At 70.7% G+C, this 26,369-nt stretch carries 24 protein-coding genes; 7 read left to right on the forward strand and 17 right to left on the reverse strand.

Translation table 11 applies throughout. From position 1 onward, the window contains the following. Window positions 1–25: 25 nt before the first annotated feature. From AB0B94_RS09750 to AB0B94_RS09775, 6 genes are read right to left on the reverse strand one after another with little or no spacing between them, the layout of a single operon-like run. Window positions 26–1,207: a saccharopine dehydrogenase C-terminal domain-containing protein gene (locus AB0B94_RS09750; protein ID WP_357270801.1), complete on the reverse strand. Its 1,182-nt coding sequence runs from the start codon at window positions 1,205–1,207 to the stop codon at window positions 26–28. Then, on the reverse strand, window positions 1,207–2,673 hold the full coding sequence (locus AB0B94_RS09755) for an FAD-dependent oxidoreductase (RefSeq protein ID WP_357270804.1): 1,467 nt from the start codon (window positions 2,671–2,673) through the stop codon (window positions 1,207–1,209). Before AB0B94_RS09755 ends, AB0B94_RS09750 begins: the two co-directional genes overlap by 1 nt. Continuing rightward, window positions 2,670–3,485 (reverse strand): ABC transporter permease, encoded by an 816-nt coding sequence (locus AB0B94_RS09760; protein WP_357270807.1) that lies wholly within the window; start codon window positions 3,483–3,485, stop codon window positions 2,670–2,672. Before AB0B94_RS09760 ends, AB0B94_RS09755 begins: the two co-directional genes overlap by 4 nt. Then, the gene (locus AB0B94_RS09765; RefSeq protein WP_357270810.1) at window positions 3,482–4,390 is read right to left on the reverse strand and encodes an ABC transporter permease; all 909 of its coding nucleotides are present in this window, start codon (window positions 4,388–4,390) and stop codon (window positions 3,482–3,484) included. Before AB0B94_RS09765 ends, AB0B94_RS09760 begins: the two co-directional genes overlap by 4 nt. Further along, window positions 4,387–5,538 carry an ABC transporter ATP-binding protein gene (locus AB0B94_RS09770; protein ID WP_357271035.1) on the reverse strand — a complete coding sequence of 384 codons (1,152 nt, stop codon included), beginning with the start codon at window positions 5,536–5,538 and terminating at the stop codon, window positions 4,387–4,389. Before AB0B94_RS09770 ends, AB0B94_RS09765 begins: the two co-directional genes overlap by 4 nt. 5 nt (window positions 5,539–5,543) lie before the next feature. Next, window positions 5,544–6,728: a spermidine/putrescine ABC transporter substrate-binding protein gene (locus AB0B94_RS09775; protein ID WP_357270813.1), complete on the reverse strand. Its 1,185-nt coding sequence runs from the start codon at window positions 6,726–6,728 to the stop codon at window positions 5,544–5,546. A gap of 214 nt (window positions 6,729–6,942) precedes the next feature. On the opposite strand from AB0B94_RS09775, the gene AB0B94_RS09780 reads away from it, so the two are divergent. Further along, window positions 6,943–7,455: an Lrp/AsnC family transcriptional regulator gene (locus AB0B94_RS09780; protein ID WP_091394101.1), complete on the forward strand. Its 513-nt coding sequence runs from the start codon at window positions 6,943–6,945 to the stop codon at window positions 7,453–7,455. A gap of 1,096 nt (window positions 7,456–8,551) precedes the next feature. Continuing rightward, window positions 8,552–9,898 (forward strand): aspartate aminotransferase family protein, encoded by a 1,347-nt coding sequence (locus AB0B94_RS09785; RefSeq protein ID WP_357270816.1) that lies wholly within the window; start codon window positions 8,552–8,554, stop codon window positions 9,896–9,898. Between the two features lie 129 nt (window positions 9,899–10,027). Here the strand turns inward: AB0B94_RS09785 and AB0B94_RS09790 are convergent, their stop codons facing one another. Then, on the reverse strand, window positions 10,028–10,396 hold the full coding sequence (locus AB0B94_RS09790; RefSeq protein WP_091394110.1) for a DUF3499 domain-containing protein: 369 nt from the start codon (window positions 10,394–10,396) through the stop codon (window positions 10,028–10,030). Window positions 10,397–10,549: 153 nt separating this feature from the next. Here AB0B94_RS09790 and AB0B94_RS09795 point away from each other — a divergent pair, with 153 nt between their 5' ends. Then, window positions 10,550–10,999, forward strand: a complete 450-nt coding sequence (locus AB0B94_RS09795) for a metallopeptidase family protein (RefSeq protein ID WP_238666626.1) — start codon at window positions 10,550–10,552, stop codon at window positions 10,997–10,999. A 149-nt stretch (window positions 11,000–11,148) separates the two neighbouring features. On the opposite strand, the gene AB0B94_RS09800 is transcribed toward AB0B94_RS09795, so the two are convergent. The 6 genes from AB0B94_RS09800 to AB0B94_RS09825 form a co-directional block, all read right to left on the reverse strand. Continuing rightward, a complete protein-coding gene (locus tag AB0B94_RS09800) occupies window positions 11,149–11,406 on the reverse strand; it encodes a WhiB family transcriptional regulator (RefSeq protein ID WP_007455784.1) in 258 nt (85 codons plus the stop codon). A gap of 458 nt (window positions 11,407–11,864) precedes the next feature. Further along, complete coding sequence (locus tag AB0B94_RS09805; protein ID WP_357270821.1) at window positions 11,865–12,194, reverse strand: phospholipase; 330 nt, start codon at window positions 12,192–12,194, stop codon at window positions 11,865–11,867. A 20-nt stretch (window positions 12,195–12,214) separates the two neighbouring features. Beyond that, window positions 12,215–13,609 carry a DUF4331 domain-containing protein gene (locus tag AB0B94_RS09810; protein ID WP_357270824.1) on the reverse strand — a complete coding sequence of 465 codons (1,395 nt, stop codon included), beginning with the start codon at window positions 13,607–13,609 and terminating at the stop codon, window positions 12,215–12,217. Window positions 13,610–13,661: 52 nt separating this feature from the next. After that, window positions 13,662–13,940 carry a hypothetical protein gene (locus tag AB0B94_RS09815; RefSeq protein ID WP_196921188.1) on the reverse strand — a complete coding sequence of 93 codons (279 nt, stop codon included), beginning with the start codon at window positions 13,938–13,940 and terminating at the stop codon, window positions 13,662–13,664. Between the two features lie 162 nt (window positions 13,941–14,102). After that, on the reverse strand, window positions 14,103–16,646 hold the full coding sequence (locus tag AB0B94_RS09820; protein WP_357270827.1) for a bifunctional FO biosynthesis protein CofGH: 2,544 nt from the start codon (window positions 16,644–16,646) through the stop codon (window positions 14,103–14,105). A 417-nt stretch (window positions 16,647–17,063) separates the two neighbouring features. Then, on the reverse strand, window positions 17,064–18,020 hold the full coding sequence (locus tag AB0B94_RS09825; RefSeq protein ID WP_357270830.1) for a hypothetical protein: 957 nt from the start codon (window positions 18,018–18,020) through the stop codon (window positions 17,064–17,066). A 98-nt stretch (window positions 18,021–18,118) separates the two neighbouring features. On the opposite strand from AB0B94_RS09825, the gene cofD reads away from it, so the two are divergent. Together cofD and AB0B94_RS09835 are read left to right on the forward strand one after the other, a co-directional pair. Then, window positions 18,119–19,066 (forward strand): 2-phospho-L-lactate transferase, encoded by a 948-nt coding sequence (gene cofD, locus AB0B94_RS09830; RefSeq protein WP_357270833.1) that lies wholly within the window; start codon window positions 18,119–18,121, stop codon window positions 19,064–19,066. Continuing rightward, window positions 19,063–20,148, forward strand: coding sequence for a coenzyme F420-0:L-glutamate ligase (locus tag AB0B94_RS09835; protein ID WP_357270836.1), 1,086 nt, complete (start codon window positions 19,063–19,065; stop codon window positions 20,146–20,148). Before cofD ends, AB0B94_RS09835 begins: the two co-directional genes overlap by 4 nt. Window positions 20,149–20,178: 30 nt before the next feature. Here AB0B94_RS09835 and AB0B94_RS09840 read toward each other — a convergent pair whose 3' ends face one another. Beyond that, a complete protein-coding gene (locus AB0B94_RS09840; protein ID WP_357270839.1) occupies window positions 20,179–21,171 on the reverse strand; it encodes a winged helix-turn-helix domain-containing protein in 993 nt (330 codons plus the stop codon). Between the two features lie 277 nt (window positions 21,172–21,448). Then, window positions 21,449–22,495 carry a hypothetical protein gene (locus AB0B94_RS09845; protein ID WP_357270842.1) on the reverse strand — a complete coding sequence of 349 codons (1,047 nt, stop codon included), beginning with the start codon at window positions 22,493–22,495 and terminating at the stop codon, window positions 21,449–21,451. Window positions 22,496–22,534: 39 nt separating this feature from the next. Between AB0B94_RS09845 and AB0B94_RS09850 the strand changes: the two genes are divergently transcribed. After that, complete coding sequence (locus AB0B94_RS09850) at window positions 22,535–23,152, forward strand: NUDIX domain-containing protein (protein WP_357270845.1); 618 nt, start codon at window positions 22,535–22,537, stop codon at window positions 23,150–23,152. Here the strand turns inward: AB0B94_RS09850 and AB0B94_RS09855 are convergent. Both AB0B94_RS09855 and AB0B94_RS09860 read right to left on the reverse strand, forming a co-directional pair. Further along, on the reverse strand, window positions 23,121–24,212 hold the full coding sequence (locus tag AB0B94_RS09855; RefSeq protein ID WP_357270848.1) for a sugar phosphate nucleotidyltransferase: 1,092 nt from the start codon (window positions 24,210–24,212) through the stop codon (window positions 23,121–23,123). The genes AB0B94_RS09850 and AB0B94_RS09855 overlap by 32 nt on opposite strands. 63 nt (window positions 24,213–24,275) lie before the next feature. After that, the gene (locus AB0B94_RS09860; protein WP_112582435.1) at window positions 24,276–25,421 is read right to left on the reverse strand and encodes a glycosyltransferase family 1 protein; all 1,146 of its coding nucleotides are present in this window, start codon (window positions 25,419–25,421) and stop codon (window positions 24,276–24,278) included. A 154-nt stretch (window positions 25,422–25,575) separates the two neighbouring features. On the opposite strand from AB0B94_RS09860, the gene AB0B94_RS09865 reads away from it, so the two are divergent. After that, window positions 25,576–26,271, forward strand: a complete 696-nt coding sequence (locus AB0B94_RS09865) for a TIGR03089 family protein (RefSeq protein WP_357270851.1) — start codon at window positions 25,576–25,578, stop codon at window positions 26,269–26,271. Window positions 26,272–26,369: the final 98 nt, after the last annotated feature.

A 26,369-nucleotide genomic window follows, 5' to 3' on the forward strand; every position in this document is an offset into this window, starting at 1 on the left:
TCGCGATGCCGTCAGCGCCGCATGCTCACCGCTCCTCCACCGCCCATGGTGACCCGTAACCGGTCAGCAGGTCGAGGAAGGGCATCGGGGGCAGCGCTTCCGGTCCGAGCACTCCGACCCCGGCCCACGCGCCGCTGGCGAGCAACTCCAACGCGACGACCGGGTTGACGGCGGTCTGCCAGACCACCGCCTGGTGCCCGTACTCCCGCATCGACCACTCGTTGTCGACCACGTGGTACAGGTAGACCTCGCGGGGATGCCCGTCCGGGCCGAGACCGCGTACCCAGGTGCCGGCGCAGGTCTTGCCGCGCATCCGGGCACCGAGCGTGGCCGGGTCGGGCAGACTCGCGGCCACCACGTCACGCGGGGACACGTCGACGCCGCGTACCCGCACCGGGGAGACCGCGTCCAGGCCGAGCTTGTGCAGCGTCCTGAGCACCTCGATGAACTCGTCGCCGAGGCCGTACTTGAAGGTGACCCGCCGGGCCTTGACCCAGCGCGGGATGAGCAGCACCTCCTCGTGCTCGACGTTGACGCACTCGACCGGCCCGATCCCCTCCGGAAAGTGGAACACCTCCGGCTCGGAGAACGGTTCGGTGGTGAACCAGCCCCGGTCCCGCTCCCAGATGACCGGCGGGTTGAGGCACTCCTCGATGGTGGTCCAGATGGAGAACGAGGGCGCGAAGGCGTACCCGTCGACGGTGAGGTTCGCCCCGTCCCGGACACCGATCTCGTCGATCTCACTGAACAGTTCGTCGGCGGCGTAACGGGCGAACACGTCGGAGAGGCCGGGCTCGACCCCGATGCCGCACAGCGCCAGCCGACCGGCCGCCGACCAGGTGTCGGCCAGCGCGAACTGTTCGTCGCCGAGCTTCACGCCGGTCTCGACATGCGACAGCGACATCGCCATGTCCAGGTAGTCGGCGCCGGCCGCGAACGCGCCGTTGAAGATCGGCATGACGAACCGCGGGTCGACGGCGTTCAGCACGTGCGTGATCCGGTGCTCCCGGCACAGCGCGGTGATCGCGTCGGCCGAGGAGGCGTCCACCTGGGCGGCGACGAAACGGTCACCGTGCCCGGCGACCGCCCGCTGGGCCCGCACGGGGTCGTGGTCGGCGACCACAATGGTCTCGAAGAAGGTCCGTCGGGCGGCGATGGCTACGGCGGCGGAGCCGACGCCACCGGCGCCGACGAGGAGGACACGCATCAGGAATCAAACCCCAAACCGAAACGATCGAGAGTACGGAGCCAGAGGTCGCGCCGACCCTCACGCGCGTCGGCGCGGGCCAGTGACCAGCGGGTGAGATTGATGCCGACCGCGCGGACGGGTTCCGGCGGGAACGGCAGTGGCTTGCGGCGAACCAGGTCGAGCCCGGTCAGCGGGGTGTTCCCGCCGTCGAGCAGGTCGAGCAGCACCCGGGCCCCGAAGCGGGTGGCCCCGACGCCGAGGCCGGTGTAGCCGGCCGCGTACGCCAGCCGACCGCCGTAGGCGGTGCCGAAGAACGGGCAGAACCGGGTGCAGGTGTCGATGACGCCGCCCCAGCGGTGGCTGAACCGCACGTCGGCGAGCTGCGGGAACGTGGCGAAGAAGTGGCGGGCGAGGGTGGTGAAGGTGGTTGGGCGTTGCTCCAGCTCGGGCGCGACCCGGTTGCCGTAGTGGTAGACCGCGTCGTAACCGCCGAAGAGGATCCGCCCGTCGGTGGTGATCCGGTAGTAGTGGAACTGGTTGGCGGTGTCGGCGAGCCCCTGCCGGTTGCGCCATCCGATGGCGTCACGCTGCGCCGCGGTGAGCGGCTCGGTCATCAGCACGTGGTCGTAGACCGGCACCAGGTACGCCCGCAGCCGGCGCAGCAGCGGCGGGAACGCGTTGGTGGCCAGCACGACCCGGCGCGCCCGTATCGAGCCGGGCAGGCCGGCGGCCCGGGTGTCGACCCGGCCACTGTCGACCGGGTGGGCGGCGGGACCGGTGCCCAGGGTGCTGGCGTTCACCGCCGCGCTGTCGGCGCGCAGGCCGGTGACCCGGGTGTGCTCGTGCACGCGTACGCCGAGGTCGAGGCAGGCGCGGCGCAGCCCCCAGGCAAGCTTCGCCGGGTCCACCATCGCCACCCGGTCGGCGTCGAACATCCCACCCAGGTACGTCGGTGAGTGCACCTCGGCGCGTACCTCGTCCCGGTCGAGCAACCGCACCCGGTGGCCGTACCGGCGGGCCAGGTCCGCGTCGGCGGCCAGCCCGTCAAGTTGGTACGGCTCGACGGCGACGGCCAGTTCACCGGTGCGCTCGAAGTCGCAGTCGATCTCGAACGACGCGACGGTGGCGGCGATGGCGTCCAGGTTGTCCCGGCCGAGGCGTTCCAACTCGCCGACCTCGTCGGGAAACCGGTCGACGCCGTTGGCGAGGCCGTGGGTCAGCGAGGCGGCGCAGAAACCGCCGTTGCGCCCGGACGCGGCCCAACCGCAGGTCCCGGCGTCGACGAGCAGCACGTCCCGGTCCGGGTCCGCCTGTTTCGCCAACAACGCGGCCCACAGTCCGCTGTAACCGCCGCCGATCACCAGCAGGTCGGCGCTGTGCCGACCGCCTAGTGGCGGCAGCGGGTCGGGGCGGTCCGGGCGGTCGAGCCAGTACGGCACGGGTGCCGCGTCGGCCAACGCCCGGCCGGTATGCGGGAGGGTCATGACGGCCCGGACAGCAGCGCGGCGCGGCGGGCCCGTCGACCGCGCAGCGAGCTGAGCCCCACGAGCAGCAGCGCGACCGCGAACATCGCCGTGCCGATGACGTTGACCTGTGGGGGGATGCCACGCTGGGCGGCGCCCCAGACGTACATCGGGAACGTGACAGTGGTGCCGGCGTTGAAGTTGGTGATGATGAAGTCGTCGAAGCTCAGCGAGAAGGCCAGCAGCGCGGCGGCCACGATGCCGGGCAGCACCAGCGGCAGGGTGATCCGCCGGAACGTCTGCCACTCGTTGGCGTAGAGGTCCATGGCGGCCTCCTCCAGCCGCCGGTCCATTCCGGCGAGCCGCGCCTTCACGGTGACCACCACGAACGACACGCAGAACATCACGTGCGCGATCACGATGGTCCAGAAGCCCTGCGGTACGCCCGCCGACACGAACAGGGCCAGCAACGACGTGCCCATCACCAACTCCGGGGTGGCCATCGGCAGGAAGATCAGCACGTTGATCCCGGATCGGCCACGGAAACGGTGCCGGACGAGCGCGAACGCCATCAGGGTGCCGAGCACAGTGGCGACGACCGTGGCGAGGAAACCGATCTGCACGCTGCGGACCACGGCGTCGCACATGTCCGAGCTGGCGCACGGCTGCCGCCAGTTGTCCACTGTGAACTCGTTGAAGTCGTACGACAGCCGGCTCGACGGCCGGTTGAACGACAACGCGGCCACCACCAGGATCGGCAGCGCCAGGTAGCCGAGCACCAGTAACGCCACGATCATCACCCAGCGGTCCGCGAGCCAACGGGAAACCCTCACAGGACCTCCTCCGTGCCGGCTCGACGGAGGTAGCCGAAGACCACCGCGAGAATCGCCGCCATCAGCAGGAACGACAGCGCGGCGCCCTGCGGGTAGTCCAGTCGGACCAGGAACGCCGAGTCGATGACGTTGCCGATCATGTATTCGTTCGGGGTGCCGAGCAGTTCGGCGTTTATGTAGTCGCCGCTCGCCGGGATGAAGAACAGCAGCGTGCCGGCGACCAGACCGGGCATGGACAGCGGCAGCGTCACCCGACGGAACGCCTGCACCGGGCTCGCGTACAGGTCGGTGGCCGCCTCCAGCAACCGGGGGTCCAGCCGCTCCAGGCTCGCGTACAGCGGCAGCACCAGGAACGGCAGGAAGTTGTACGTCAGGCCGAGCACCACAGCGAACGGCGTGGCCAACAGCCGACCGTCCGGGGCGAGCAGGTGCACGTCGCGCAGCAGACCGACGAGCGCGCCGTTGTCCGACAGGATCGTCTTCCAGGCCAGCGTGCGGACCAGGAAGCTGGTGAACATCGGCGCGACGACACAGACCAGCAGCAAATTCTTCCAGCGGCCGGCCTTCTGCGCGATGGCGTACGCCAGTGGGTAGCCCAGCAGCAACGCCAACACCAGGGCCAGCCCGGCGTAACCGAACGAGCGCAGGAACTGCGGCCAGTACGCCTGCAGCACGTCCGGGTAGTTGCTGACCGCCCAGGTCATCGCGTACCCGGTGGAGAGCGAGCCGCTGGGGTCGTACAGGCTGGCCGCCGCCAACTGCACCAGCGGCACACCGAAGAAGATGAGCAGCCAGGCCGCACCGGGCAGCAACAGGAGGTACGGCAGGAGTCGGCGTCGCCCGGACCGGGCTGCCGGTGGCGAGGGCGGCGGGTGCCCCGCTCTGGTGGGGGCCAGCAGGGTCACGACGACGCACCCACCGGCTCGTCCAGCACCGGCGACGTCCGGTCGGTGTCTGCGGCGTCGCGGGGCAGCAGGAACGCGTGCTGCGGATCCCAGTACGCCACCGCCTCGCTGCCGACCGCCACCGGCGTCGACGTCCCACTGTTGGCGGCGAAGACCGACAACTCGGTGCCCCAGCCGGTGCGCAGCAGGTACTGCGTGCTGACTCCCACGTAGGAGGCGTCGGTGACCACTCCGGTGACCTGCTGATGCCCGGCGGGCACCTGGTCGGCGGCGCCGACCAGAATCAGCTTCTCGGGGCGTACCCCCAGGTGAACCGGGCCGTGCTCGGCCCGCGACCGGCCGGCGGGCACCGAGAAGCGCGTGCCGTGCGCCGTCACCGCGACGTCGCCGCCGCTGGCGCTGGTGGCCTCGCCGGCGAGCAGATTGGACTGGCCGAGGAAGTTGGCCACGAAAGCAGTGGCGGGAAACTCGTAGATGTCGGCCGGGGCGCCCAACTGCTCGATCCGGCCGGCGTTCATCACCGCGACGGTGTCGGCCATCGTCATGGCCTCCTCCTGGTCGTGGGTGACGTGCACGAAGGTGATGCCGACATCGGTCTGGATGCGCTTCAGCTCGATCTGCATCTGTCGGCGCAGCTTGAGGTCGAGTGCGCCCAGCGGCTCGTCGAGCAGCAGCACCTGCGGCCGGTTGATCAGGGCGCGGGCCAGCGCGACCCGCTGCTGCTGCCCCCCGGAGAGCTGGGCGGGGCGGCGGTTGCCGTAGCCGTCGAGTTGCACCAGCGACAGCATCCGGGTGACCTCGTCGCCGACCGAGCGGATGCCGCGTCGGCGCAGCCCGAAGGCCACGTTCTCGAAGATGTCGAGGTGCGGGAAGAGCGCGTAGCTCTGGAAGACGGTGTTGACCGGCCGCTTGTAGGGCCGCAGCCGGGCGATGTCCCGGTCACCGAGCAGCACCTGGCCGCTGGTCGGCTCCTCCAGGCCGGCGATCATCCGCAACGTGGTGGTCTTGCCGCAGCCGGACGCGCCGAGCAGCGCGAAGAACGAGCCCTGCTCGATGGTCAGGCTCAGGTCGTCGACAGCTGTGAAGACGCCGAACCGTTTGGTGAGGTTGGCCAGGCGCAGGTCGCCGGCGGGTGTCTCGCGCGCCATCCTCGTCACGCCCCGATGACCTGTTGGAACTTGCCCTCGTACTCCTTCTCCTGCTTCTCGTCCAGGGCCATGAACACCTTGGACTTCGACAGCAGCGCCTCGTCCGGGAAGATCAGCGGGTTGGCGGCCAGCTCGGGGTCGATCTTCTCCATCTCGGCCTGAGCGCCAGTGACCGGGCAGATGTAGTTGACGTAGGCGGCGAGCTTCGCCGCGACCGCCGGCTCGTAGTAGTAGTTGATCAGCGCTTCGGCGTTGCCTTTGTGGGTGGCCTTGTTGGGGACCATCATGTTGTCGCTGTAGAGCATCACGCCGGAGTCCGGCGCGACGAAGCGCACCTTCTCGTCCTCACCGGACAGTTGGATGACGTCGCCGGACCAGCCGATGCACGCGGCGATGTCGCCCTTGGCCAGGTCCGGCGCGTAGTCGTTGCCGGTGAACTTGCGGATCTGCCCGGAGTCGACTGCCTTCTTGAGCTTGTTGAGGGCGTCGTCGAACTGGGCGGCGGTGAAGTTCGCCGGGTCGTGCCCGTTCGACCCGAGCAGCAGGCCCATGGTGTCGCGCATCTCGCTGAGCGCTGTCACCTTGCCCTTGAGGTCGGGGCGGGTGAGCAGTTCGTCGACAGTCCGCAGTTCCTTCGTGACGTTGCCGTTGTAGGCAAGGCCAGCGAGGCCGGACTGCCACGGGATCGAGATCCGGTTCTCGGCGTCGAAGGGGCGGTTGAGCAGCGACGGAAGCAGGTTGGCCTGCACGTTCGGGATTTTCGCCGGGTCCAACTTCTGGATCCAGCCGAGCCGGATCATCCGGGCCGCCATCCAGTCGGTCAGCACGATGATGTCCCGGTCGGTGCTCTGGCAGGCGGCGAGCTGGTTCTGCACCTTGCCGAAGAATTCGTTGTTGTCGTTGATGTCCTCGGTGTAGGTCACCTGGATGCCGGTCTTCGTGATGAACTCGTCGAGGCTCGGTCGCTTGGACTCGTCAGTGTCGTCCACGTCCATGTACTGCGGCCAGTTGGCGAAGGCGAGTTTCTTCTCGGTGCCGGAGAGGTCCTCGCTGACGCAGCCAGCTTCGGTCTGTTGCGCGCCCTTGGTGCCGCAGCCCGCGAGGCTGCCGCCCATGGTGAGCAGGGCGGCCGAACCGAGAGTGCCGGTGAGCAGTCCACGCCGGGAGAGGGGCCGGAGGGGAGTACGCATGACGACTCCTAGGGGGTCATCGTCGGCGGGCGGGACGGGGAGGCACGCCGGCGGGAATGTCGGGAGGGTCAAGTGCCATGGACGACTGATCCTGGCATGAGGTGACCTCCCTTACAAGGGATTCCGTTGCGGGAATAGCGATACACGACGAAATACGCCAGACTACGCGGGGATACACGCGCGACATCACGATTCGGGACATGGGGAGCGGGCAATGACAAACCGGCAGCACGAGAACAGCAATGGCGGTCGACGCGTCGCTGTCCGTGACGGTGCCAATCACGCTCTGCTGGATGACGTGGCCAAGCAGATCATCGAGCAGCTTCAGGAGGACGGCCGTCGCCCGTACGCGACGATCGGCAAGGCTGTGGGGCTGTCCGAGGCGGCGGTCCGCCAGCGGGTGCAGCGGCTGCTCGACTCCGGTGTGATGCAGATCGTGGCGGTGACCGATCCGCTCCAGCTCGGCTTCAACAGGCAGGCGATGATCGGCCTACGTACCGACGGCGACCTGGAAGCGGTCGCGGATCGGCTGGCCGAGCTGGACGAGGTCGACTACGTGGTGATCACCGCCGGGTCGTTCGACCTGCTCACCGAGGTGGTCTGCCGCAACGACGACCACCTGCTGGAGATCCTGCAACGGCTGCGCGCGGTGCCCGGGGTGCTCTCCACCGAGGCGTTCGTCTATCTCAAACTCCGCAAACAGACCTACACCTGGGGTACGGCCTGACGCCGCCACCGTTGTGCTCCACGCAGCGCTCGATCCACGCGGCGCTCGATCCACGCGGCGCTCGATCCACGCGGCGCTTGATCCACGCGGCGCTTGATCCACGCGGTCTTCAGGAAGCCGGGGTGTCGGGACCGCCCCGACGCCCCGGTTTCCGTGAGCCCGAGTGGATCAGTGGCCAGCGACCCCGGCCGCGCCCACCGCGTCACCCGCGCCACCTGACCCACGCCACCCCACCCCCGCGCTCCGACCCGCGTCACCCGACCCGTCACCCTGACCGCGCCGCCCCGACCCCGACCCAACCCCGACGCCCCGACCGCGTCACCCCGGGGACGACCCCCGCCTCCCAGCCCCGGCGCTCGCGCTTGATCCACTCGAGTTCACCAATATCGCGGTGTCAACCACGCCCGAACACCGCGATCTCGGCGATCCGGAGTGGATCGAGCCGGCGGCCGGAGGGAGGCGCTACTACCAGCCGGGCCCTTTGGAGCTGATGTCGCAAACGAATCGGCGGGCCGGCCGACCTCCACGCACAAACCAGCAGACCTGTCGGGCGACGAGCCGGCCGACCCCCACGCACAAACCAGCAGACCTGTCGGGCGACGAGCCGGCCGACCCCCACACACAAACCAGCAGACCTGTCGGGCGACGAGCCGGCCGACCCCCACGCACAAACCAGCAGACCTGTCGGGCGACGAGCCGGCCGACCCCCATACACAGACCAGCAGACCCCCCGGCGACGAGCCGGCCTGTCTGGTCGACGGCGCGAACCCCGGCAGGGCTCGTGGAGCGGCGGCGACAGGGCATCTGTGACAAGGCAGCCGTGACAAGGCAGCCGTGACAGGGCAGCCGTGATGTCGCAAACGATTCAGCTCCAAAGGCGGCCACCAGCGCACCTCGGACTCTCGCGGACCGCCGATCAACCCGGCAACAGTGGTGCGGATTCCGTTGCATCGGCTACAACTCTGCGCTAAATCCGTCGCCAACCGGCCGTGATACCGCCGATAACACTTGCTTCGGAGGTCGGGGCTGTGCGATAACCGTTGGCAGAGCGGCCGGCTTCACCCCTTTGACCGGCCCGACGACCGATGGGGCTGACATGGCCAACGCCACCGACCACCTCTGGATGCACTTCACCCGGATGGCGAGCTACTCCGCCGGTGAGGTGCCGACCATCGTGCGCGGCGAGGGAGCGTACGTGTGGGATGCGCAGGGTCGCCGCTACCTGGACGGGCTCGCCGGACTCTTCGTGGTCAACGCCGGCCACGGCCGCACCGAGCTGGCCGAGGCCGCCGCCAAGCAGGCCGGTGAGCTGGCCTACTTCCCGCTCTGGTCGTACGCGCACCCGAAGGCCATCGAGCTTGCCGAGAGGATCGCCGCGCTCACCCCCGGCGAGCTCAACCGGATCTTCTTCACCACCGGCGGCTCCGAGGCCGTCGAGGCGGCGTGGAAGCTGGCCCGCGCATACTTCAAGCGCACCGGGCAGCCCAACAAGTACAAGGTGATCAGCCGGTACATCGCCTACCACGGCACCTCCATGGGCGCCCTGTCGATCACCGGCCTGCCCGGCATCAAGAGCGACTTCGAGCCACTGGTGCCGGGCGCGATCAAGGTGCCGAACACGAACTTCTACCGGGCGCCCGAGCACGGCGACGACCCCGAGGCGTTCGGCCGGTGGGCCGCCGACGAGATCGGTCGGGCCATCGAGCGGGAAGGGCCGGACACGGTCGCCGCGGTGTTCCTTGAGCCGGTCCAGAACTCCGGCGGATGCTTCCCACCGCCGCCCGGCTACTTCCGGCGGGTACGGGAGATCTGCGACGCGTACGACGTGCTGCTCGTCTCGGACGAGGTGATCTGCTCGTGGGGGCGGTTGGGCGAGTACTTCGGCGCGGTGCGCTACGGATACCAGCCGGACATCATCACCACCGCCAAGGGCATCACTTCCGGCTACGCCCCGCTCGGCGCAATGATCGCCAGCGACCGGCTGATGGAACCCTTCCTCACCGAGACCGGCATGTTCGCCCACGGCGTGACCTTCGGTGGGCACCCTGTCTCCTGCGCGGTGGCCCTGGCCAACCTGGAGGTTTTCGCCCGAGAGGACCTGGTCGGGCACGTACGCGCCAACGAGGACGCCTTCCGGGCCACCCTGGAGAAGCTGCACGACCTGCCGATCGTCGGCGACGTCCGCGGCGACGGCTACTTCTACGGCATTGAACTGGTCAAAGACAAGACCACCCGGGAGACCTTCACCGAGGCCGAGTCGGAGCGCCTGCTGCGCGGCTTCCTCTCGACAGCCCTGTTCCAGGCGGGCCTCTACTGCAGGGCCGACGACCGGGGCGACCCGGTCATCCAACTGGCCCCACCCCTGATCGCCGAGCAGCGGCACTTCGACGAGATCGAGCAGATCCTCCGCACAGTCCTAACCCAAGCTTGGACCAAGCTCTAACCCCAACCGGCACCTTTGTTGATCATGAAGTTATTGCCCGGACACGCCGAGGCGGGTGGCAATAACTTCATGATCAACGCCGAACGGGCGGAGCCGGAGGCCGGGCCGGAGGGCCAGGGCGGGGGCGGGTTAGTGGTTGGGGGGGATTACTCGGAGGTGGCCTCGGCGGCCGGTCTGGTGGGGGTTCTCGGGACGGTTCTGGTCCGGCTCCGGGGGGCGGGGGGCCGGGCGGGCGGCTTCGCGGACCGCTTCGGCCAGCGCGACCAGGTCGTCAGTGGTGGGCGGTGGCGGCTCGAACTCGCCCTCGTGTCGGACGACGTCCCAGCCCCGCGGCGCGGTCAGGCTGCGGGCGTGCGGCTCGCAGAGGTCGTACGTGTGCGGCTCGGCGAACGCCGCCAGCGGCCCCACCACCGCTGTCGACTCGTTGTAGACATAGGTCAATGTGGCGACCGCTTGCCGGGGGCAGCCGTTACGGGAGCAGCGCCGTGGTGACCTCACGTGCGGCAGGGTATCTCCATTACCGGGTCCGGCGCATCGCTTCGCGTTGCGACACGCCCGTCATGGTGATCACAGTCGACCGTCCTGGGCGCGCCGCGCCACTGGAGCGGCGCTGCCGCTGACCAGCCCGGGACGGGCGCTACCCTTTGCCTCATGACGAGCCCGGAACACCGCCGCACCGGCCCCGGCCGGCGTGCGCATCGTGACCGGCACGGGCGCGGCCTGCGCGGACGGCTGGTTCCGGCCACCGTGCCGCTGGCGCGGACCAAGGCCGAGGTCTTCGACGACCTGGTCCTGGACACCGTCGAGACGCTGGAGCGTCGGTTCGCCAAGGAACTGGCCGGGGTCGAGTTCGCGGTTGAGGATGTCCCGCCGGACCTGAACGTCTACGACTCGGACGTACTGGAGGATGGCGAGGTCCCGCTGGCCCGGCTGCTGCCCGGCCGCCCGGGCCGGCAGGAGGTGCCGCCGCGGATAGTGCTGTACCGGCGGCCCCTGGAGTTCCGGGCGATGGACCGTGAGGACCTCGCCGATCTCGTCCATGACGTGATCATCGAACAGGTGGCGAACCTTCTCGGGGTGGACCCGGACGAGCTCGCCTGAGCCAACCCCGGGCGGAGAGTCGGGCGGCCCCCACCGCCTCGACCTCACACCGCTCAGGCCGTCCCCCGCGCTGGACCTGCACCGCCCAGACCTCGAACCGCTCAGGCCGTCCCCCGCGCTGGACCTGCACCGCCCAGACCTCGAACCGCTCAGGCAGCCCGCCGCTTCAACTTGCGCCGCTCCCGCTCGGAGAGCCCACCCCAGATGCCGAACCGCTCGTCGTGACCCAGTGCGTATTCGAGGCACTCGGTCTTGACCTCGCAACGCGAGCAGATCCGCTTCGCCTCGCGGGTCGAGCCGCCCTTCTCGGGAAAGAACGCCTCGGGGTCGGTCTGCGAGCACAACGCCCGCTCCTGCCACTCCGGCGCGTTTCCGAGCAGGTCGGCCACCTCAAGCTGGCCGTCCATCAAATGCCTCCTTGTCGCGCACCGGCGTCATCGCCGCTGCAACCCCCCACGCGAAAGGCGTGCTTGTCCGTCCGGTCCCGTTTTGTTGCGTTCCGTGCGAACAACCCCATTCAAATTACACGCGTGTAATGCGTGCGCCGTCAAGCCAAACTTGATAATGGAGTCGCCCTCCCGACACCCTCGGCCGGCCACTCGGGCCGTCCAGCCTCGCAACCTGCCCTATCGATTCAGACCCCGGCCGAGTAACGCCCTCTCCGGCGAGTTGCCCGACTTTTCTGCCGTGGCGCTTCTCCGACGAGTCGCCGACCGGACGGCACCAGGGACCTCCACCCCTAAGCTGATCTTGGTGGGGGACAGGTTAACGCGGTGCGGCGCAGACTGCCCGTCGAGCTGCGGACAGCACTCGCGCCCCGTCCACAATGTGGACGGGGCGCGGTGGTGAAACCGATGTTCCGGGGTCAGCCGGCGGCCCCGAAACTGCTGCTGGGCCAGGCGAACTCGGCTATCTCTCCACCATGGACAGAGATTGTGCCGGCGGGCGTACGATCGTCCCACCAGACGGTATAAATTCCGCTTGGCAGATCGGGATAGACCGCACTGTGGAACGAACCGTCCCGCACCCGACGCTCCCGCACCGCCGAGTGGACCCGCCGGTCGTCGTCGCGACTGATCTCGATCTCCCGGCCGTGCAGATCCCGACCCGTGTAGACGATCAGGGCGCCGGTGTCGCCGCCCAGATCGAGGATGACGGTCCCGGTCTCCGACGGCCCGTAGGCGTGCTCGTGCATCCAGTTCGCCCTTCGCCCGATCAGGACGCCGCCGACGGGTTGTTGAACCCGTCGTACGGCGTACCCAGGTAGGGGAAGTTTCCGAGGAACGGCGCTGTCACGTCGGCGGCGCTCAGCCCCGGGGTGACGGCGGCGGCCGCCGCGTCCGGTTGGAACGTCTTGTCCACCAGCGGAACGGTGACCCCGGCGATGGCCCGCAACGCGATGCTGACCACGTCGTCGCCGACCCGACGCCCGTTCGGGAACCCGGCCAGATCGCCACCGAGCACCCCGAACCGGTCCGGACGCCTGGTGGGTGGGATCGCCGTGTTCAGTCGCAGCATGTCGGCCTGCACGTCGCCGGTGCTGTTGGTGAAGCCGTCGATCAGCCCGGCCGGCACGCCGGTGAGCAGGATCGCCACCAGGTCGGCCCGGGCCTTCTTCGCCTTGGTGAGCTTGTCCAGGTTGGGAAAGACGTCCGGGTAGAGCGCCGGCAGCAACGCGGCCAGCTCCGGCTGCTCGACGAACTGGGCGAACCGCTTGTCCTCCGACGGCGGCAGCGAATTCCACAGGTCCTTCTTGGACATCGGCACGATGACCTCGTTGAACAGTGGATTGCCCAACCGCGATACCTGGGTGAATGGGCCGGTGCTGGTGTCCGCCCCACCCCGGTCGCCGAGCACCCGCACCTGCCGACGCGACGCCGACGTCCACACCCCGATCACCGACGCCCGATCCGCGGCACCATACCGGTTGGCGCGCCGACGCACCCGCTCCAGCGGCACCTGCACCGCGATGCTGTGCACGTTCATCCGGTCGGTGGCGTTCACCGGCTCACCCTCGGCCTTGAAGATCTTCTTCCCGGCGACGTGCAGTTGCTGGAACGGCCGCAGCGTGCCGAGGTCGAAGATCGCCCCGAGGTCGACGAAGAACCCGTCGGCGCGCTGCCCGGCGAAGACCCGCTCCCCCGTGGAGAGCGAGTAGGTGGCCTGCCGCACCAGGTCGGCGTACTTCGGGGTGGACAGCGGGCCGACGTTGCACGGCGGGCACTGCAGCTTGTGCGCCAGCCGGTGCTCGCGGCCGTCGGCCACCCGGGTCAGGCTGTAGAACTGCCGCCGGTTCCAGGTCCTGCTGTCAAGCGAATCGATCGGGCCGGTGTTGTAGAGAAAACTGTTCGGGTTCGTGATCTCCGTGGTGAATTCGAACCGGTAGGTGACGTCCGGACGACCGTCACCGTCGTTGTCGATATGGATCTCGTAGCGCACGTCGTCACCGAACTCGAAGAAGTTCGGACCCCCGGAGGGGAGTTGCAACGGCACGTAGTTGGCGATCAACGTGACCGTGTCGCGTTTGTCGGGGCTGACGAACGCGTACAGGTCGGAGCTGTCGGCGACCGGATCCTTGGCTATCTCCGGGGCCTCGCGGTGGGAAGACATGACGGACCAACCTCACTGGGCGGGGACAGGATGGCGGGGCGGAGGGGGCGGGTCAGCGCCGGGCGGCGCGCCGCAGCCGGTCCGCCAGGCCGCGGTCGCGTACCTCGATGCGCGTCTCACCGACGAAGACGTCCATCGTTCCCGAGTCGGCGTCCCGCAGATGAACGACGATCGGTTCGTCGGCTCGCCCGGCCGCGCCCGGGGCGTTCTGCGCGGCCGACAGGCCTGGCACTGTGAGCGCGGCGGCGCCGAGGGTGGCGCTGGCCGCGGCGGTCAACGTCTGCCGGCGGGTCAGTCGCGGCCACTGCCGCTTCCGCTGATCACTGGTCATGGGCAACCTTTCCGGCGGTGGCGCGAGCGCGCCCGCGGAGACGGACGGGTCCGGTGCCGTCTCGCGACGCCGCCGGGCCCCTGAGGGGACACCGGCGGCGGTCCTCGCCGCGACCGCCACCGGCATCGCGTGGTACGGCCGGTGGCGGGGAAAGGTTCGACGTCAGGGCCGGGCGTGACCGTACGCAGTCGACCGCTTGCGCGCCGGACGACCGGCGGCCTTCGCGATGGCCCGCAACTGCTCCTCGGTACGCGCCGAACCGTTGTCGGAGCCGGCCATCCGGGAGATCGTCTCCTCCATCAGCGTGCCGCCGAGGTCGTTGCAGCCGCCCTGGAGCATCGCGACGGTGCCCTCGTCGCCGAGCTTCACCCAGGAGCACTGGATGTTGTCGATCCGACCGTGCAGCAGCAGCCGGGACATGGCGTGCACCACCCGGTTCTCCCGCCAGGTCGGCCCGGGTCGGGCGATACCCGCCAGATAGATCGGAGCATTCGTGTGCACGAACGGCAGCGCCACGAACTCGGTGAACCCGCCGGTGCGGTCCTGCACCCCGGCCAACACCCGGAAGTGCGCCAGCCACTGTCCGGGGTGGTCGACGTGGCCGTACATCATCGTGGAGCTGGACCGGATGCCCAGCTCGTGGGCGGTGCTGACCACCTCGACCCAGGCGGCGGCCGGGAGTTTGCCCTTGGTCAGCACCCAGCGCACGTCGTCGTCGAGGATCTCGGCGGCGGTGCCCGGGATGGTGTCCAGCCCGGCCTCGCGCAACTGGAGCAGCCACTCACGGACCGGCACCCCGGCCTTCGCGGCGGCGGTGACGATCTCCATGGGAGAGAACGCGTGCACGTGCATCCCGGGCACCCGGGCCTTGATCGCGCGCACGATGTCGGCGTACCCGGTGACCGGCATCTTCGGGTCGATGCCACCCTGGAGGCACACCTCGCTGGCGCCGAGGGCCCACGCCTGCTCGGCCCGGTCCGCGACCTGTTCGACGGAGAGCCGGTACGCGTCGGCGTCCCGCTCACGCTGCGCGAACGCACAGAACCGGCAGCCCACGTAGCAGACGTTGCTGAAGTTGATGTTGCGGTTGACCACGTAGGTGACGTCGTCGCCGACCGCCGAGCGGCGCACGTCGTCGGCGAGGCGGCACAACTCGTCGAGCGCCGGCCCGTCCGCACCGAACAGCGCCAGCGCGGCATCGGTGTGCCCGGGGTCGAGCAGCGCCGCCGGGTCGTCGGCGGCGAGCCGCAGCCCGGCCGCCAGGTCACGGTCCGCACCACTGCCGGCCGGCGCCACCGGTACGCCCGCCCGGCGGGCTGTCGCCTCCGGGGTGACCTTGCCAGCCACCTCGGACCAGTCGCCGTAGACGCTGTCGAAGTCGCCACGCCGGTCGTCGGTGCGGCCGGTGGTGTCGATCGTGGCGTGCAGGTCGACCCGCCCGCCGAACACCTCCTCCGGCTCCTGCCACGGCCGTCCCTGCGGCATCGCCGACTCGACAGCCATGCCCGTCGCCGGGTCGGCCAGGGCACCGACGTGCGGCAGCAACCGTGGGTCGAGCCACGGGTCACCCGCGCGCACGTACTCGGGGTAGATCGTCAACCGCTCCCGCAACGTGAACCCGGCCAGCTCGCTGTGCCGGGCCAGCTCGTCGATCTGCGGCCAGGGGCGCTCCGGGTTGACGTGGTCGGGGGTGAGCGGGGAGACGCCGCCCCAGTCGTCGATGCCGGCGCGCAGCAGCAGGTCGTACTCGCCGGCGATGAGGTTCGGCGGTGCCTGGATCCGGGCCTTCGGGCCCAGCAGCAACCGGGCCACCGCCACGGTGGCGGCCAGATCGTGCAGCTCCGCGTCCGGCATGCCGCGCATCGCCGTGTCCGGCTTGGCGCGGAAGTTCTGCACGATCACCTCCTGGAGGTGGCCGTACTCCCGGTGGACGCGGCGGATCGCGAACAGCGCCTCCACCCGCTCCGCCGGAGTCTCCCCGATGCCGATCAGGATGCCGGTGGTGAACGGCACCCCGACCCGGCCCGCGTCCTCAAGCACCCGCAACCGGACCGCCGGCTCCTTGTCCGGTGAGCCGAAGTGCGGACCACCCGGCTCGGACCAGAGTCGGGTCGCTGTCGTCTCCAGCATCATGCCCATGCTCGGCGCGACCGGCTTGAGTCGTTGCAGCTCCGACCAGGACAGCACCCCGGGGTTGAGGTGCGGCAGCAGGCCGGTCTCCTCCAGCACCGCCACCGCACAGGCGCGCAGGTAGTCCAGTGTCGAGTCGTAACCGCGTTCGTCCAACCAGGTCCGGGCCGCCGGCCAGCGTTCCTCCGGTCGGTCACCCAGGGTGAACAGCGCCTCCTTGCAGCCCTGCGCGGCACCGGCCCGGGCGATCGCGAGGACCTCGTCGCGGTCCAGGAACGGCGCCGGCAGCCGGTGCGGCACCGTCGCGAACGTGCAGTAGTGGCAGCGGTCCCGGCAGAGCCGGGTCAGCGGAATGAAAACCTTCTTCGAGTACGTGACCACACCCGGCCGCCCGGCGTCCCGCAGCCCGGCGTCGCGGATGCCCCCGGCGAGCCGGAGCAACTCGTCGAGCGCGTCGCCACGAGCGGACAGCAGCGCGGTCGCCTCGTCGACATCCAGCGCCCGCCCGTTCGTAGCCCGGCCCAGGGCCCGCCGCACGCTCGCATCGCTCGGGCCGGAGTGGGTGCGATCAACCATCCACTCACCCTATGCGCAGCCCCACGCCACCCAACCAGTCCCCACCACGCCCGTCCCGGGTGCCGCGCCCCGCCACCGCGCCCGCACCGCGCACCCTGCCACGCCCGTGACACGCGCCCTGCCGCGCCCGTGACGCGCTCGCGCCCGCACCGTGCCGCGTACGCGCCGCGCCCCGCCCCGTCAACCCGCCCTAACCGCAGGGTCCCCACCCCACCCCACCCCACCCCCACCCCCGCGTCGATCAAGGAGTTGTGGTGGGTGACAAAGTGCGTTTTAAGGAGCGAATCCGGCACCACAACTCCATGATCGACGGACCCCAGGTGCCTGCGGCCCGCGATCTTGCAGTTTGTGTCCCGAATTAGGGGACATCTCGCTCTTTTCGACTACCGAAAGTGCAAGATCGGCGCGGTTTTCGGGTCAGCGGGGCTGGTCGGGGTGGTCGTTGGGCTTGATGTGTTGGGTGCGGTCGGTGTCCGGGTCGGCCGGGTGGGAGATGACCTCGGTCGGGTCGGCGGACTGGCGCGGGATCGCCTGAGTTGGGTCGGCCGACGGCGGCTGCCCGAACGGCGGCGGCGCGGCCGGGGACGGCGGCGCCGACTGGGGGGCGGGTTTCGCCGGCGGCGCGGACTGCGGGGCCTGGAACGGCGGCGCGGACTGCGGGTGCGGCGGGGCCGACTGCGGGGCCTGGAACGGGGGCGACTGCTGGCCGTACTGGCCGGCCTGCGGGTAACCACCGGGCTGGCCGGCCTGCGGGTAACCACCAGGCTGACCGGGAGCGGGCCATCCGCCCTGCGGCTGGCCGCCGGGCTGCCCCGGGGCCGGCCAACCGCCCTGCTGCTGCGGCCAGCCCGGCTGGGGCTGGCCGTAGACGCCCGGCTGCGGCTTGGCTCGCGGCACGTAGTAGTGGGCACGCCAGATGGTGTAGACGACCCAGGCGGCGATCGCGAAGATCACCATCCAGGCGAACCGGGTGAGCACACCGAGCAGCGCGTCGAGCACCTCCGCCTCGGCCAGCCGGCCCACCGTCCAGATCAGCATGGTCAGCGTGCCGAACAGGGCGCTGACCGCGTACTCGACGACAGCCGCCTGTGTGATCAGCTTCGCCTTCGCCAACACCGGCGAGATGTGCGTGGCCAACAGCACCGCCAGCAGTGGGAGGCCCACCGCCTCCACTCCGACGAACGCGTAGAAGGCGCTGCCCGCGCGGTCGGTGAAGGAGCTGTAGTCGTTCGGGGCGATGAGCCGGAGCAGGCCCACGAAGAGGAACACGGCGTTGGCGCCAAGCAGCACGAGCGCGGCGAGCTCCCGTAGCGGCTTGGTCAGCTGGCGGGCCTGCGACGCGTCGGCGGACGCGGGCTCGGCTGGGCTGGTCACGAGCTCCCCCTCGGGGCATCAACGGACAGGGCGCACGTGAGCCTAGTCTCCCGGGCCACCCACGGATCGGAGGCGTCACGTGCGCGAGGATGGTCGACATGCGCATCGTGGTTCTGGCTGGCGGCATCGGCGGCGCCCGGTTCCTGCTCGGCGTCCGGGCGTACGCCCGTGACGTCGGCGCGGAGGTGACCGCCGTTGTCAACGTCGGCGACGACCTGTGGTTACACGGGTTGAAGATCTGCCCCGACCTGGACAGCGTCATGTACACGCTCGGCGGGGGCGCCGACCCTGAGCGGGGCTGGGGTCGGGTCGGCGAGAGCTGGACTGTCAAACAGGAGTTGGCCGCGTACGGGGCGGAGCCGACCTGGTTCGGCCTCGGTGACAAGGACATCGCCACCCATCTGGTCCGCAGCACCATGCTCAACGGCGGTTACCCGTTGAGCGCGGTCACCGAGGCGCTGGCCAGCCGCTGGGAGCCGGGCGTACGCCTGTTGCCGGCGACGGACGACCGCCTGGAGACCCATGCCGTGGTGGAGGACGACCAGGGTCAGCGGGCGATCCATTTCCAGGAGTGGTGGGTGCGGTACCGGGCCGACATCCTCACGCACCGTTTCGTGTTCGTGGGCGCGGAGACGGCGAAGCCGGCCCCCGGGGTGCTGGACGCGATCGCCTCGGCCGATCTGGTGCTGGTCGCGCCGAGCAACCCGGTGGTGAGCGTCGCGCCGGTGCTGGCCGTGCCGGGGCTGCGTGCGGCGGTGGCGGACGGCCCGGCGCCGGTGGTGGGTGTCTCCCCGATCATCGGCGGCGCGCCGGTGCGGGGGATGGCCGACCGTTGCCTGGCGGTGCTCGGTACGGAGTGCAGCGCGGCGGGGGTGGGTCGGCTCTACGGCGGCCGGGCGAGCGGCGGCCTGCTCGACGGTTGGCTGGTGGCCGAGGAGGACGCGGGCACCGTGGTGCCCGAGGTGACGGTCCGCGCGGTGCCGCTGCGGATGACGGACGAGGCGGCGACGGCGGCAATGGTCCGCGCCGCGGTGGAGTTGACGTGAGGCTGGAAATTCTGCCGGTGCTCGGCATCGGTCACGTGACCGAGGGTGACGATCTGGCTGCGGTGATCGCGACTGCTGCGCCGTGGTTGCGCAACGGCGATGTGCTGGTGGTGACCAGCAAGATCGTTTCCAAGGCGGAGGGGCGGCTCGTCGACGTGCCGGCGGACGGGCCGGAACGGCTTGCCGCACGCGACGACGTCCTGGCCGGGGAGACCGCCCGGGTGGTCGCCAGTCGGGGGGCGACCCGGATCGTGCAGACCCACCACGGCTTCGTCATGGCCTCGGCGGGGATCGACGCGTCGAACGTGGACAAGACCCAACTGGTGCTGCTGCCGGTCGACCCGGACGCCTCGGCGCGGGCTCTGCGCGAGGCGCTGCGGGAGCGCTACGACCTGGACCTCGCCGTGATCATCAGCGACACGATGGGCCGGCCCTGGCGCAACGGGCTCACCGACGTGGCGCTCGGGGTGGCCGGAATGCCGGCCATCCGCGACCACCGGGGCGAGGTCGACCCGTACGGCAACGAGTTGCAGTTGACCCAGATGGCGGTGGTGGACGAGCTGGCGGGTGCCGGCGAACTGATCAAGGGCAAGTGCGATCAGGTCCCCGTCGCGGTGGTGCGGGGCTACCTGCCGGCCGCCAATCCGGACGACGCCGGTGGCGCGCGGGCGCTGATCCGCGACGCGGCACAGGACCTGTTCTCGCTGGGTACCGCCGAGGCCCACGCCGCGGGGCTCTCCGACGCCGCCACCCTGGCCGACGGTCCCGGCCCGACACCGGCCGACCTGAGCGCTGTGCGACGGGCGATCGACGCGGTCGCCGGGGTGGTCGCCCCCGGCACGGTCTTCACGCTGGTCGACGAGGCCGAGGTACGCGCCGGTCTGGTCGCCGAGATGCCCGGGTGGCCGGACGGCGCCGACCTGCTGCTCGGCTCGGCCCCGACGCCCGTCGAGCCGATGGGTCTGGTCCGCTTCGGCGCCGACCTGCACCGGCTGCGCGTCGCCCTGGCCGCCCAGGGCGTCGGGTCGACACTGTTGCCGCCACCGCCTGGCAGCCCGGCGAGCGCCGCGCTCGCCCTGTAGGACCCCCCTCGGCCGGCACGGATGGCCGGGTCACGCGTCCAGCATGGCCCGGCCCAGCGGGGTCAACGTGTGCAGCACGCTGTTGCGTTCGCGGTGGCTGACCAGCAGACCGGCGTTGCGCAGCACGGTGGCGTGCTGGCTCGCCGCCGCCGGTGAGATGTTGAGCTGGCGGGCGACCTCCCCGGTGGTGCAGCCCTCGTCGCTGGCCTGCAACACCGCCGCTCTGGTGCGGCCCAGCAGCGCGGCGAGTGATTCGCGGGCAGCACCGGAGGCGGCGCTGGCGTCGGCGGAGACCAGCGCGCCCAGCCGGTCCACCGGGTAGACCAGCACCGGTGGCAGCGCCGGGTCGAGCAGTGCGACAGGGGTGGCCGCGCAGAAGAACGACGGCACCAGCAGCAGCCCACGGCCGTCCAGGTGCAGCTCCCGGCTGTGCGGGTAGCTGCGGACCTCAAGCACCCCGCTCTCCCAGCGCATCGTTGGCCGGAGGCTGGTGAGCAGGCCCTCGACGCCGCCGTCGAGCAGCGCCCGCGCCCGCCGGGTGCGGTCCGCCGCGACCGCGGCCTGGATCCGGCTCCAGTACGGGCTGATCGCCAGCGACCGGTACTGCTCCATCGACTCGGCCAGGTGGTGCAGCGCCGACACCTCACCCCGGGCGAGCGCGGCCGCCGAGGAGGGCAGCTGGTTCTCGGCGGCCAGCACGCTCAGGTCCCGCTGCAACAACTGGGCGGGGGTACGGCGGAGCGCGTCCAGCCCGGCCTCGAAGCCCTCGACGCTGGCGTACGGGGTGAGGAAGTCCGGGAAGTAGCCACGCGGCGGGTTCAACGCGAAGAGCAGGCGGAGCTGCTCGGAGGCGGAGTCCTGGCGCAGATCCCTGGCCACGCTGCGCCGCCAGTTGGCTGTCAGCGGATCGCGGGTGCGGCCGCGCAGCACGTGCAGGCTGAGGACCAGCTCCCAGACCGGGTCCGCCGCCGGTGCCACCCGGGTCCGGAGGATGTCCTCCCCAGAAAAGTGGATCTTCAGCATGGAGCGCTCCTGTGTCGCCGGCAGGGGGGCCGGATGACCGTTCGACTCTACCTGGCCGGCACTAATCTCCATCTTTAAGCCTGGACTGAAAAACCTCGACGCCTCCGGGGCGGGTTCGGCATGCTTCCCATGCCCGAACACGGCGCCGCGCGTCCTTGACGCCCGCGCTGCCGGGGCACCGGGACCGGGGAGGCCCCGGTGATCGGACGGCACCACGAGGGTCTGCGGCCCTTGTTCCGCAGAGGTGCCGTCCGGTCATCCCGCCCCCCGCGCCGGCTCAGCCGACCCAGAGCGCGACCCGATGGTCCTCGTCCGTGACGTAGAACGACAGTCCGTCCAGCTCCGCCACCCCCTCCACGTGGTGAAACGGGGCCAGGTCCGCCACCTGCTCCCCGACGAGCCGCCGCCCGTCACCCGCCTCGCCACCGGTGAGCCGGAAGCGGACGTGCCGGGAGGTGACCTCACCCCCGCCCGGATGGTCGTCGAGCAGTACCGACCCCTTGCCCAGCGCGTCGATCGAGCCGATCACGGCCGCGTACCCGCCGTCCGACGTCGGGGTGATCGCGCGGAAGCCGGCCAGCTCCCCCGGTGGAGTGACACCTGTCAACGCGTACGCGCCCAACGCCCGCGGCCACTCCCGCTCGGCACTGAACATGCCCGGCAGACCGGCCACCTCGACCAGGATCGGCTCACCGGCGTCGGTGACCGGAAAACGCAGCCCGAGCAGCACCGTCCCGGCCGGGGTGAACGCCGCAGCCTCCACGTTCAACGGCTGGTCGTCGCTGGCCAACCGGCTCACCCAGCTCTTCTGACGGACGGTCCCCCGGGCCAGCGTCTCCACGATGAACCGTTCCCGCACGCGCTCCCCCGCCGGCAGGAGGGTCAGCGGCGACGCGGCGAGAGCATCGTTCACCGCCCGGTGCAGTCGAAACGAGTTGCGTACCACGTGCACCGGCACCGGCCCGGCCGCCGCGTCGTCCTCACGGAACCGGGCCACGAAGGCGCGCCGAGGTCGCAGCGGGCCAGCCTTCGAGCCGAAGTGGGAGCCGAAGACGTACACCCAGCCGTCGTGGTGGGCGAGCGCCTCACCGTCCTCGGTCCGCCCGTTCTCCACACCGGCATCGGCCCGCACGTGCAGGGCCGTCCACTCCCCGTCGTCACCCTCCAGCAGCAGCGCGAGGCAGCGCTCCACCGGCCCCTCGTCCAGCACCGTCCAGAAGCCCCGCCGGGCACCGTACGCCCGCAGCAGCGCCGCCGACCGCACCGGCAACAGATCGCTGGCCTCGTTACCGGCCACCACGAATTCGACGAGTCGCACTGTCACCGGGCCAGCGTACGGAGCACACGCTCGTACAGTGGCGGGGTGCCCGACACAGTGATTGGCGGCCCGACCGCCCCGACGACCGACCCCGAGGCGTACAGGGCGCTGCACGCCGACGCCACAGCGTTGCTGGAGGGTTGGCAGCCCACCAGCCCGGACGCGGCCGGCGCGCGGGACCGGACCCTCGCGCTGCTCGCCGCCGGCCCGGTCGCGATGAGCCGGCAGCACCGCCCCGGGCATGTCACCGCCAGCGCGTTGGTGCTGGACTCCACCGGCTCCCGGGTGCTGCTCTGCCTGCACGTCAAGTTCGGGCGTTGGGTGCAGCTCGGCGGGCACTGCGAGCCGATCGACCAGAGCCTGGTCGCCGCCGCGCTCCGCGAGGCCACCGAGGAGTCCGGGATCGCCGGCCTGCGCATCGACCCGGTGCCGATCGACGTGGACGTGCACCAGGTGCAGTGTCAGGGCGGCTCGGCGCACCACGACGTCCGGTTCGCGGTGATCGCCCCGCCCTCGGCTGTGGAGCAGGTCAGCGACGAGGCCGAGCAGCTGGGCTGGTTCCCACCGGACCAGCTGCCCGAGCCGCTGGCCGGCGGGACCGCCCACCTGATCGCACCGGGCCTCGCCGCCCTCAGACGTAGCCCTCTTCGCCTCGCTCCTTGAGCTCGTCGACCAGGGCCTTGACGTCCTGCGCCCGGTCGCGCGGGCAGACCAGCACCGCGTCCGGGGTGTCCACAACGATCAGGTCGCGCAGGCCGAGCACGGCCACCAACCGACCCGACTGCGGGACGACAACGAGGTTGCTGCTGTCCCGCAGCAGCACGCCCGGCTTGGCCTCGGTGCCGAGCACCACGTTGCCCGCGTCGTCGGTTGCCAGCACGTCGCCCAGGGTGTGGAAGTCACCGACGTCGTTCCAGCCGAAGTCGCCCGGCACCGTCGCTACCCGACCCGCAGTGGCCGCACCCTCCATCACCGCGTAGTCGACGGAGATCTTCGGCAGGGTCGGCCAGATCGCGCCCAGGACGTCGTCCTGCTCCGGGGTGCCCCAGGCTGCGGCGATCGCGGCGACGCCGGCGTGCAGCGCCGGCTGCTGGCGGGCCAGCTCGGCGAGGAAGACGTCCACCCGCCACACGAACATGCTCGCGTTCCACAGGTGCCGGCCCGAACGGACGTACGCCTCGGCGACCTCGGCGGCCGGCTTCTCCTTGAATTCGGTCACCGGCCGCCACGGCACACCCTCGGTCGGATCGCCGGTTTCCAGGTAGCCGTAGCCGGTCTCGGCACGGGTCGGAGTGATCCCGACGGTCATCAGCATGCCCTGCTCGGCTCCGCGGACCGCCTCCTGGACAGTGCAGACCCAGCTGTCCGGGTCGCGGATCAGGTGGTCGGCCGCGAAGCTGCCCATCACCGCGTCCGGGTCCCGCGCCGAGATCACCGCGGCGGCCAACGCGATCGCCGCGCAGGAATCCCGGGGGGAGGGCTCGACCAGGATGTTCTCCTCCGGCAGCACCGTCAGCTGCCGTGCCACCGCCGCGACGTGCGCGGCACCGGTGACCACAAGGGTCCGATCCGGTGTGGTCAGCGGCGCGAGCCGTTCGACTGTCGCCTGAAGCAGCGAGGCGCTGGTGCCGGTCAGCGGGTGGAGGAACTTGGGATGGCCAGCGCGGGACAACGGCCACAACCTCGTGCCACTGCCACCTGCCGGAATGACCGCATAGAGCATCCGCACATCATGCCCGACGTACCTGCCCAAAGTGGCACGGGTCACCCGCAGTGGTGCGGAGGGTCAGGAACGGGCGCGACTCCACGCCGCGATGTGCACCTCGGCGCTGGACTCCCAGGTGAACTCCTTGGCCCGGTCGAACCCCGCCTTCGCCAGCGACAACCGCCGCTGCTCGTCGTCGAGCAGGGCGGCCAGGTCGGTGCCGATCTGCTCCGGGTCCTCAGAGGTGTACGCGACAGCGTCGCCGCCCACCTCGGGCAGCGAGAGCCGGGGCGTGGTCAGCACCGGGGCGGCGCACGCCATCGCCTCCAGGATCGGCAGCCCGAACCCCTCGCCGTAGGACGGGTAGGCGGCGACCAGGGCACCGCCGAGGAAACCTGGCAGGTCGGCGTAGCGCAGGTAGCCGGGGCGCAGCAGACGCAGGTGCGACGGCACCTCGGCCACCGCCCTGTCGATGTCTTCGTCGTGCCCCTGCCCACCGGCGATCACCAGGGCCGGCGGGTCGACCCGGTCAGCCACCGCCCGCGCCCACCCGCGGATCAGGTTGGGCACGTTCTTCCGGGGCTCCTTGGCACCGAGGAACGCGACGTAGCTGCTGTTGCCCAGCCCCAGACGTGCGCGTACCCGAGCCTTCTCCTCCTCGGTCGGAGCGTGGAAGGCAGCCTGGTCGACGCCGTGGTAGGCCACGTCGATCCGCGTCGGATCGGCGTCGAGCAGCCGGATCAGCTCGTCCCGAGTGGCCTTGCTGGGCACTATCACCCGGTCGGCGCGGCGCAGCGAGGTCTTGATGGCGCTGCGGAAGAAGGTGCGGCGCGACTTGTCGTAATGCTCCGGCTCGGTGAAGAACGTCGCATCGTGCACGGTGACCGTGACCGGACACCCGGCCCGCAGCGGGCAGGTGTAGAAGGGCGAGTGCAGCACCTCTGCGCCCACCTGCTGGGCGAGCAGCGGCAGGCCGGTCTGCTCCCAGGCGAGCCGGGCCGGGCGGTGCGCCACGGCGGCCGGAGCCGGGATGATCTCCGCGCCGGGCAGCATGCGGGTGTACCGCTCCAGATCGGTGCGGAGGCTGACCACCGCCAGCTCCACCCCCGACCCGCACACCTTGCCGAGGGCGCCGAGCAGACCGTCGACGTATCGACCGACACCACCACGGTCGGTGGGGACACTCGTGGCGTCGATGAGCACGCGGGGCGGGCGACCGGCGGTCACGGGGCGACTCCTTGTACTGGCGGGCCTGTGGGGAACAACACTCCGGGGGTAAAGACTACGCCGGGGCGCGGGGCCGACGCTGACTGCGACCCGACGGTACGCCGACTTGTCATCGTCATCGAGTACGGCCCGCACTGGCGTATCGTTCGCGCCGATGGCCGACAACATTGCCCGGGTGTTCGCCGACGCGATCGCGACCGACCCGACCCGACCGCTGCTCACCTGGTACGACGACGCCACCGGCGACCGCACCGAACTCTCCGGCGTCACGTTGGCGAACTGGGTGGCGAAGACCGCCAACCTCCTCGTCGACGAGGTCGGCCTCGCGCCGGGCACCCCGGCCGGCGTGCTGCTGCCGCCACACTGGCAGACCGCTGCGGTGCTGCTGGCCTGCTGGTCGGCCAAGCTCAGCGTCGTCGACACGCCGGGCGACGTGGGGGTGCTCTTCGCCGCCGTCGACCAGTTCGACGAGGCGCAGTCCTGGTCCGCCGACGAGCGGTACGCCCTCGGGTTGGCTCCGCTCGCCGCCCCGCTTCGGCAGGTGCCGCCCGGGTTCGCCGACTACGTCGTCGAGGTACGCGGGCACGGTGACCACTTCACGCCGCAATCCGGCCCCGGCCCCACCGACGCGCACCTGCTGGGTCGCGCCGAGACCCGCGCCACCGAGTTGGGCATCCTGCCCGGCGCCCGGGTCCTCATCGACGCGGCCCGGCACCCCGACCCGGTCGACTGGCTGCTGGCCCCACTGACCCGAGCCGCCACAGTCGTCCTCTGCGCCAACCAGGACCCGGCCCGCCTGGCCGCCAGGCTGACCGCAGAGAAAGTCACCCACCCCCTCCCCCTCCCCTGACCCTCCCCGCCCCACCCCCCCTGCTCCCGCGATCTTGCAGTTTCGGTTGCCGAGATGCGCGGAATGCCCCTTATCTCGCGGCAGAAAGTGCAAGATCG

Source organism: Micromonospora sp. NPDC048986, assembly GCF_040649335.1.
GTDB lineage: Bacteria > Actinomycetota > Actinomycetes > Mycobacteriales > Micromonosporaceae > Micromonospora > Micromonospora alfalfae.

Coding starts and splice junctions, on each gene's coding strand:
- AB0B94_RS09750 (WP_357270801.1), bottom strand. CDS start 1,207: ATGCGTGTCCTCCTCGTCGGCGCCGGTGGCGTCGGCTCCGCCGCCGTA.
- AB0B94_RS09755 (WP_357270804.1), bottom strand. CDS start 2,673: ATGACCCTCCCGCATACCGGCCGGGCGTTGGCCGACGCGGCACCCGTG.
- AB0B94_RS09770 (WP_357271035.1), bottom strand. CDS start 5,538: ATGGCGCGCGAGACACCCGCCGGCGACCTGCGCCTGGCCAACCTCACC.
- AB0B94_RS09775 (WP_357270813.1), bottom strand. CDS start 6,728: ATGCGTACTCCCCTCCGGCCCCTCTCCCGGCGTGGACTGCTCACCGGC.
- AB0B94_RS09780 (WP_091394101.1), top strand. CDS start 6,943: ATGACAAACCGGCAGCACGAGAACAGCAATGGCGGTCGACGCGTCGCT.
- AB0B94_RS09785 (WP_357270816.1), top strand. CDS start 8,552: ATGGCCAACGCCACCGACCACCTCTGGATGCACTTCACCCGGATGGCG.
- AB0B94_RS09795 (WP_238666626.1), top strand. CDS start 10,550: ATGACGAGCCCGGAACACCGCCGCACCGGCCCCGGCCGGCGTGCGCAT.
- AB0B94_RS09800 (WP_007455784.1), bottom strand. CDS start 11,406: ATGGACGGCCAGCTTGAGGTGGCCGACCTGCTCGGAAACGCGCCGGAG.
- AB0B94_RS09805 (WP_357270821.1), bottom strand. CDS start 12,194: ATGCACGAGCACGCCTACGGGCCGTCGGAGACCGGGACCGTCATCCTC.
- AB0B94_RS09810 (WP_357270824.1), bottom strand. CDS start 13,609: ATGTCTTCCCACCGCGAGGCCCCGGAGATAGCCAAGGATCCGGTCGCC.
- AB0B94_RS09815 (WP_196921188.1), bottom strand. CDS start 13,940: ATGACCAGTGATCAGCGGAAGCGGCAGTGGCCGCGACTGACCCGCCGG.
- AB0B94_RS09820 (WP_357270827.1), bottom strand. CDS start 16,646: ATGGTTGATCGCACCCACTCCGGCCCGAGCGATGCGAGCGTGCGGCGG.
- cofD (WP_357270833.1), top strand. CDS start 18,119: ATGCGCATCGTGGTTCTGGCTGGCGGCATCGGCGGCGCCCGGTTCCTG.
- AB0B94_RS09840 (WP_357270839.1), bottom strand. CDS start 21,171: ATGCTGAAGATCCACTTTTCTGGGGAGGACATCCTCCGGACCCGGGTG.
- AB0B94_RS09855 (WP_357270848.1), bottom strand. CDS start 24,212: ATGCTCTATGCGGTCATTCCGGCAGGTGGCAGTGGCACGAGGTTGTGG.
- AB0B94_RS09865 (WP_357270851.1), top strand. CDS start 25,576: ATGGCCGACAACATTGCCCGGGTGTTCGCCGACGCGATCGCGACCGAC.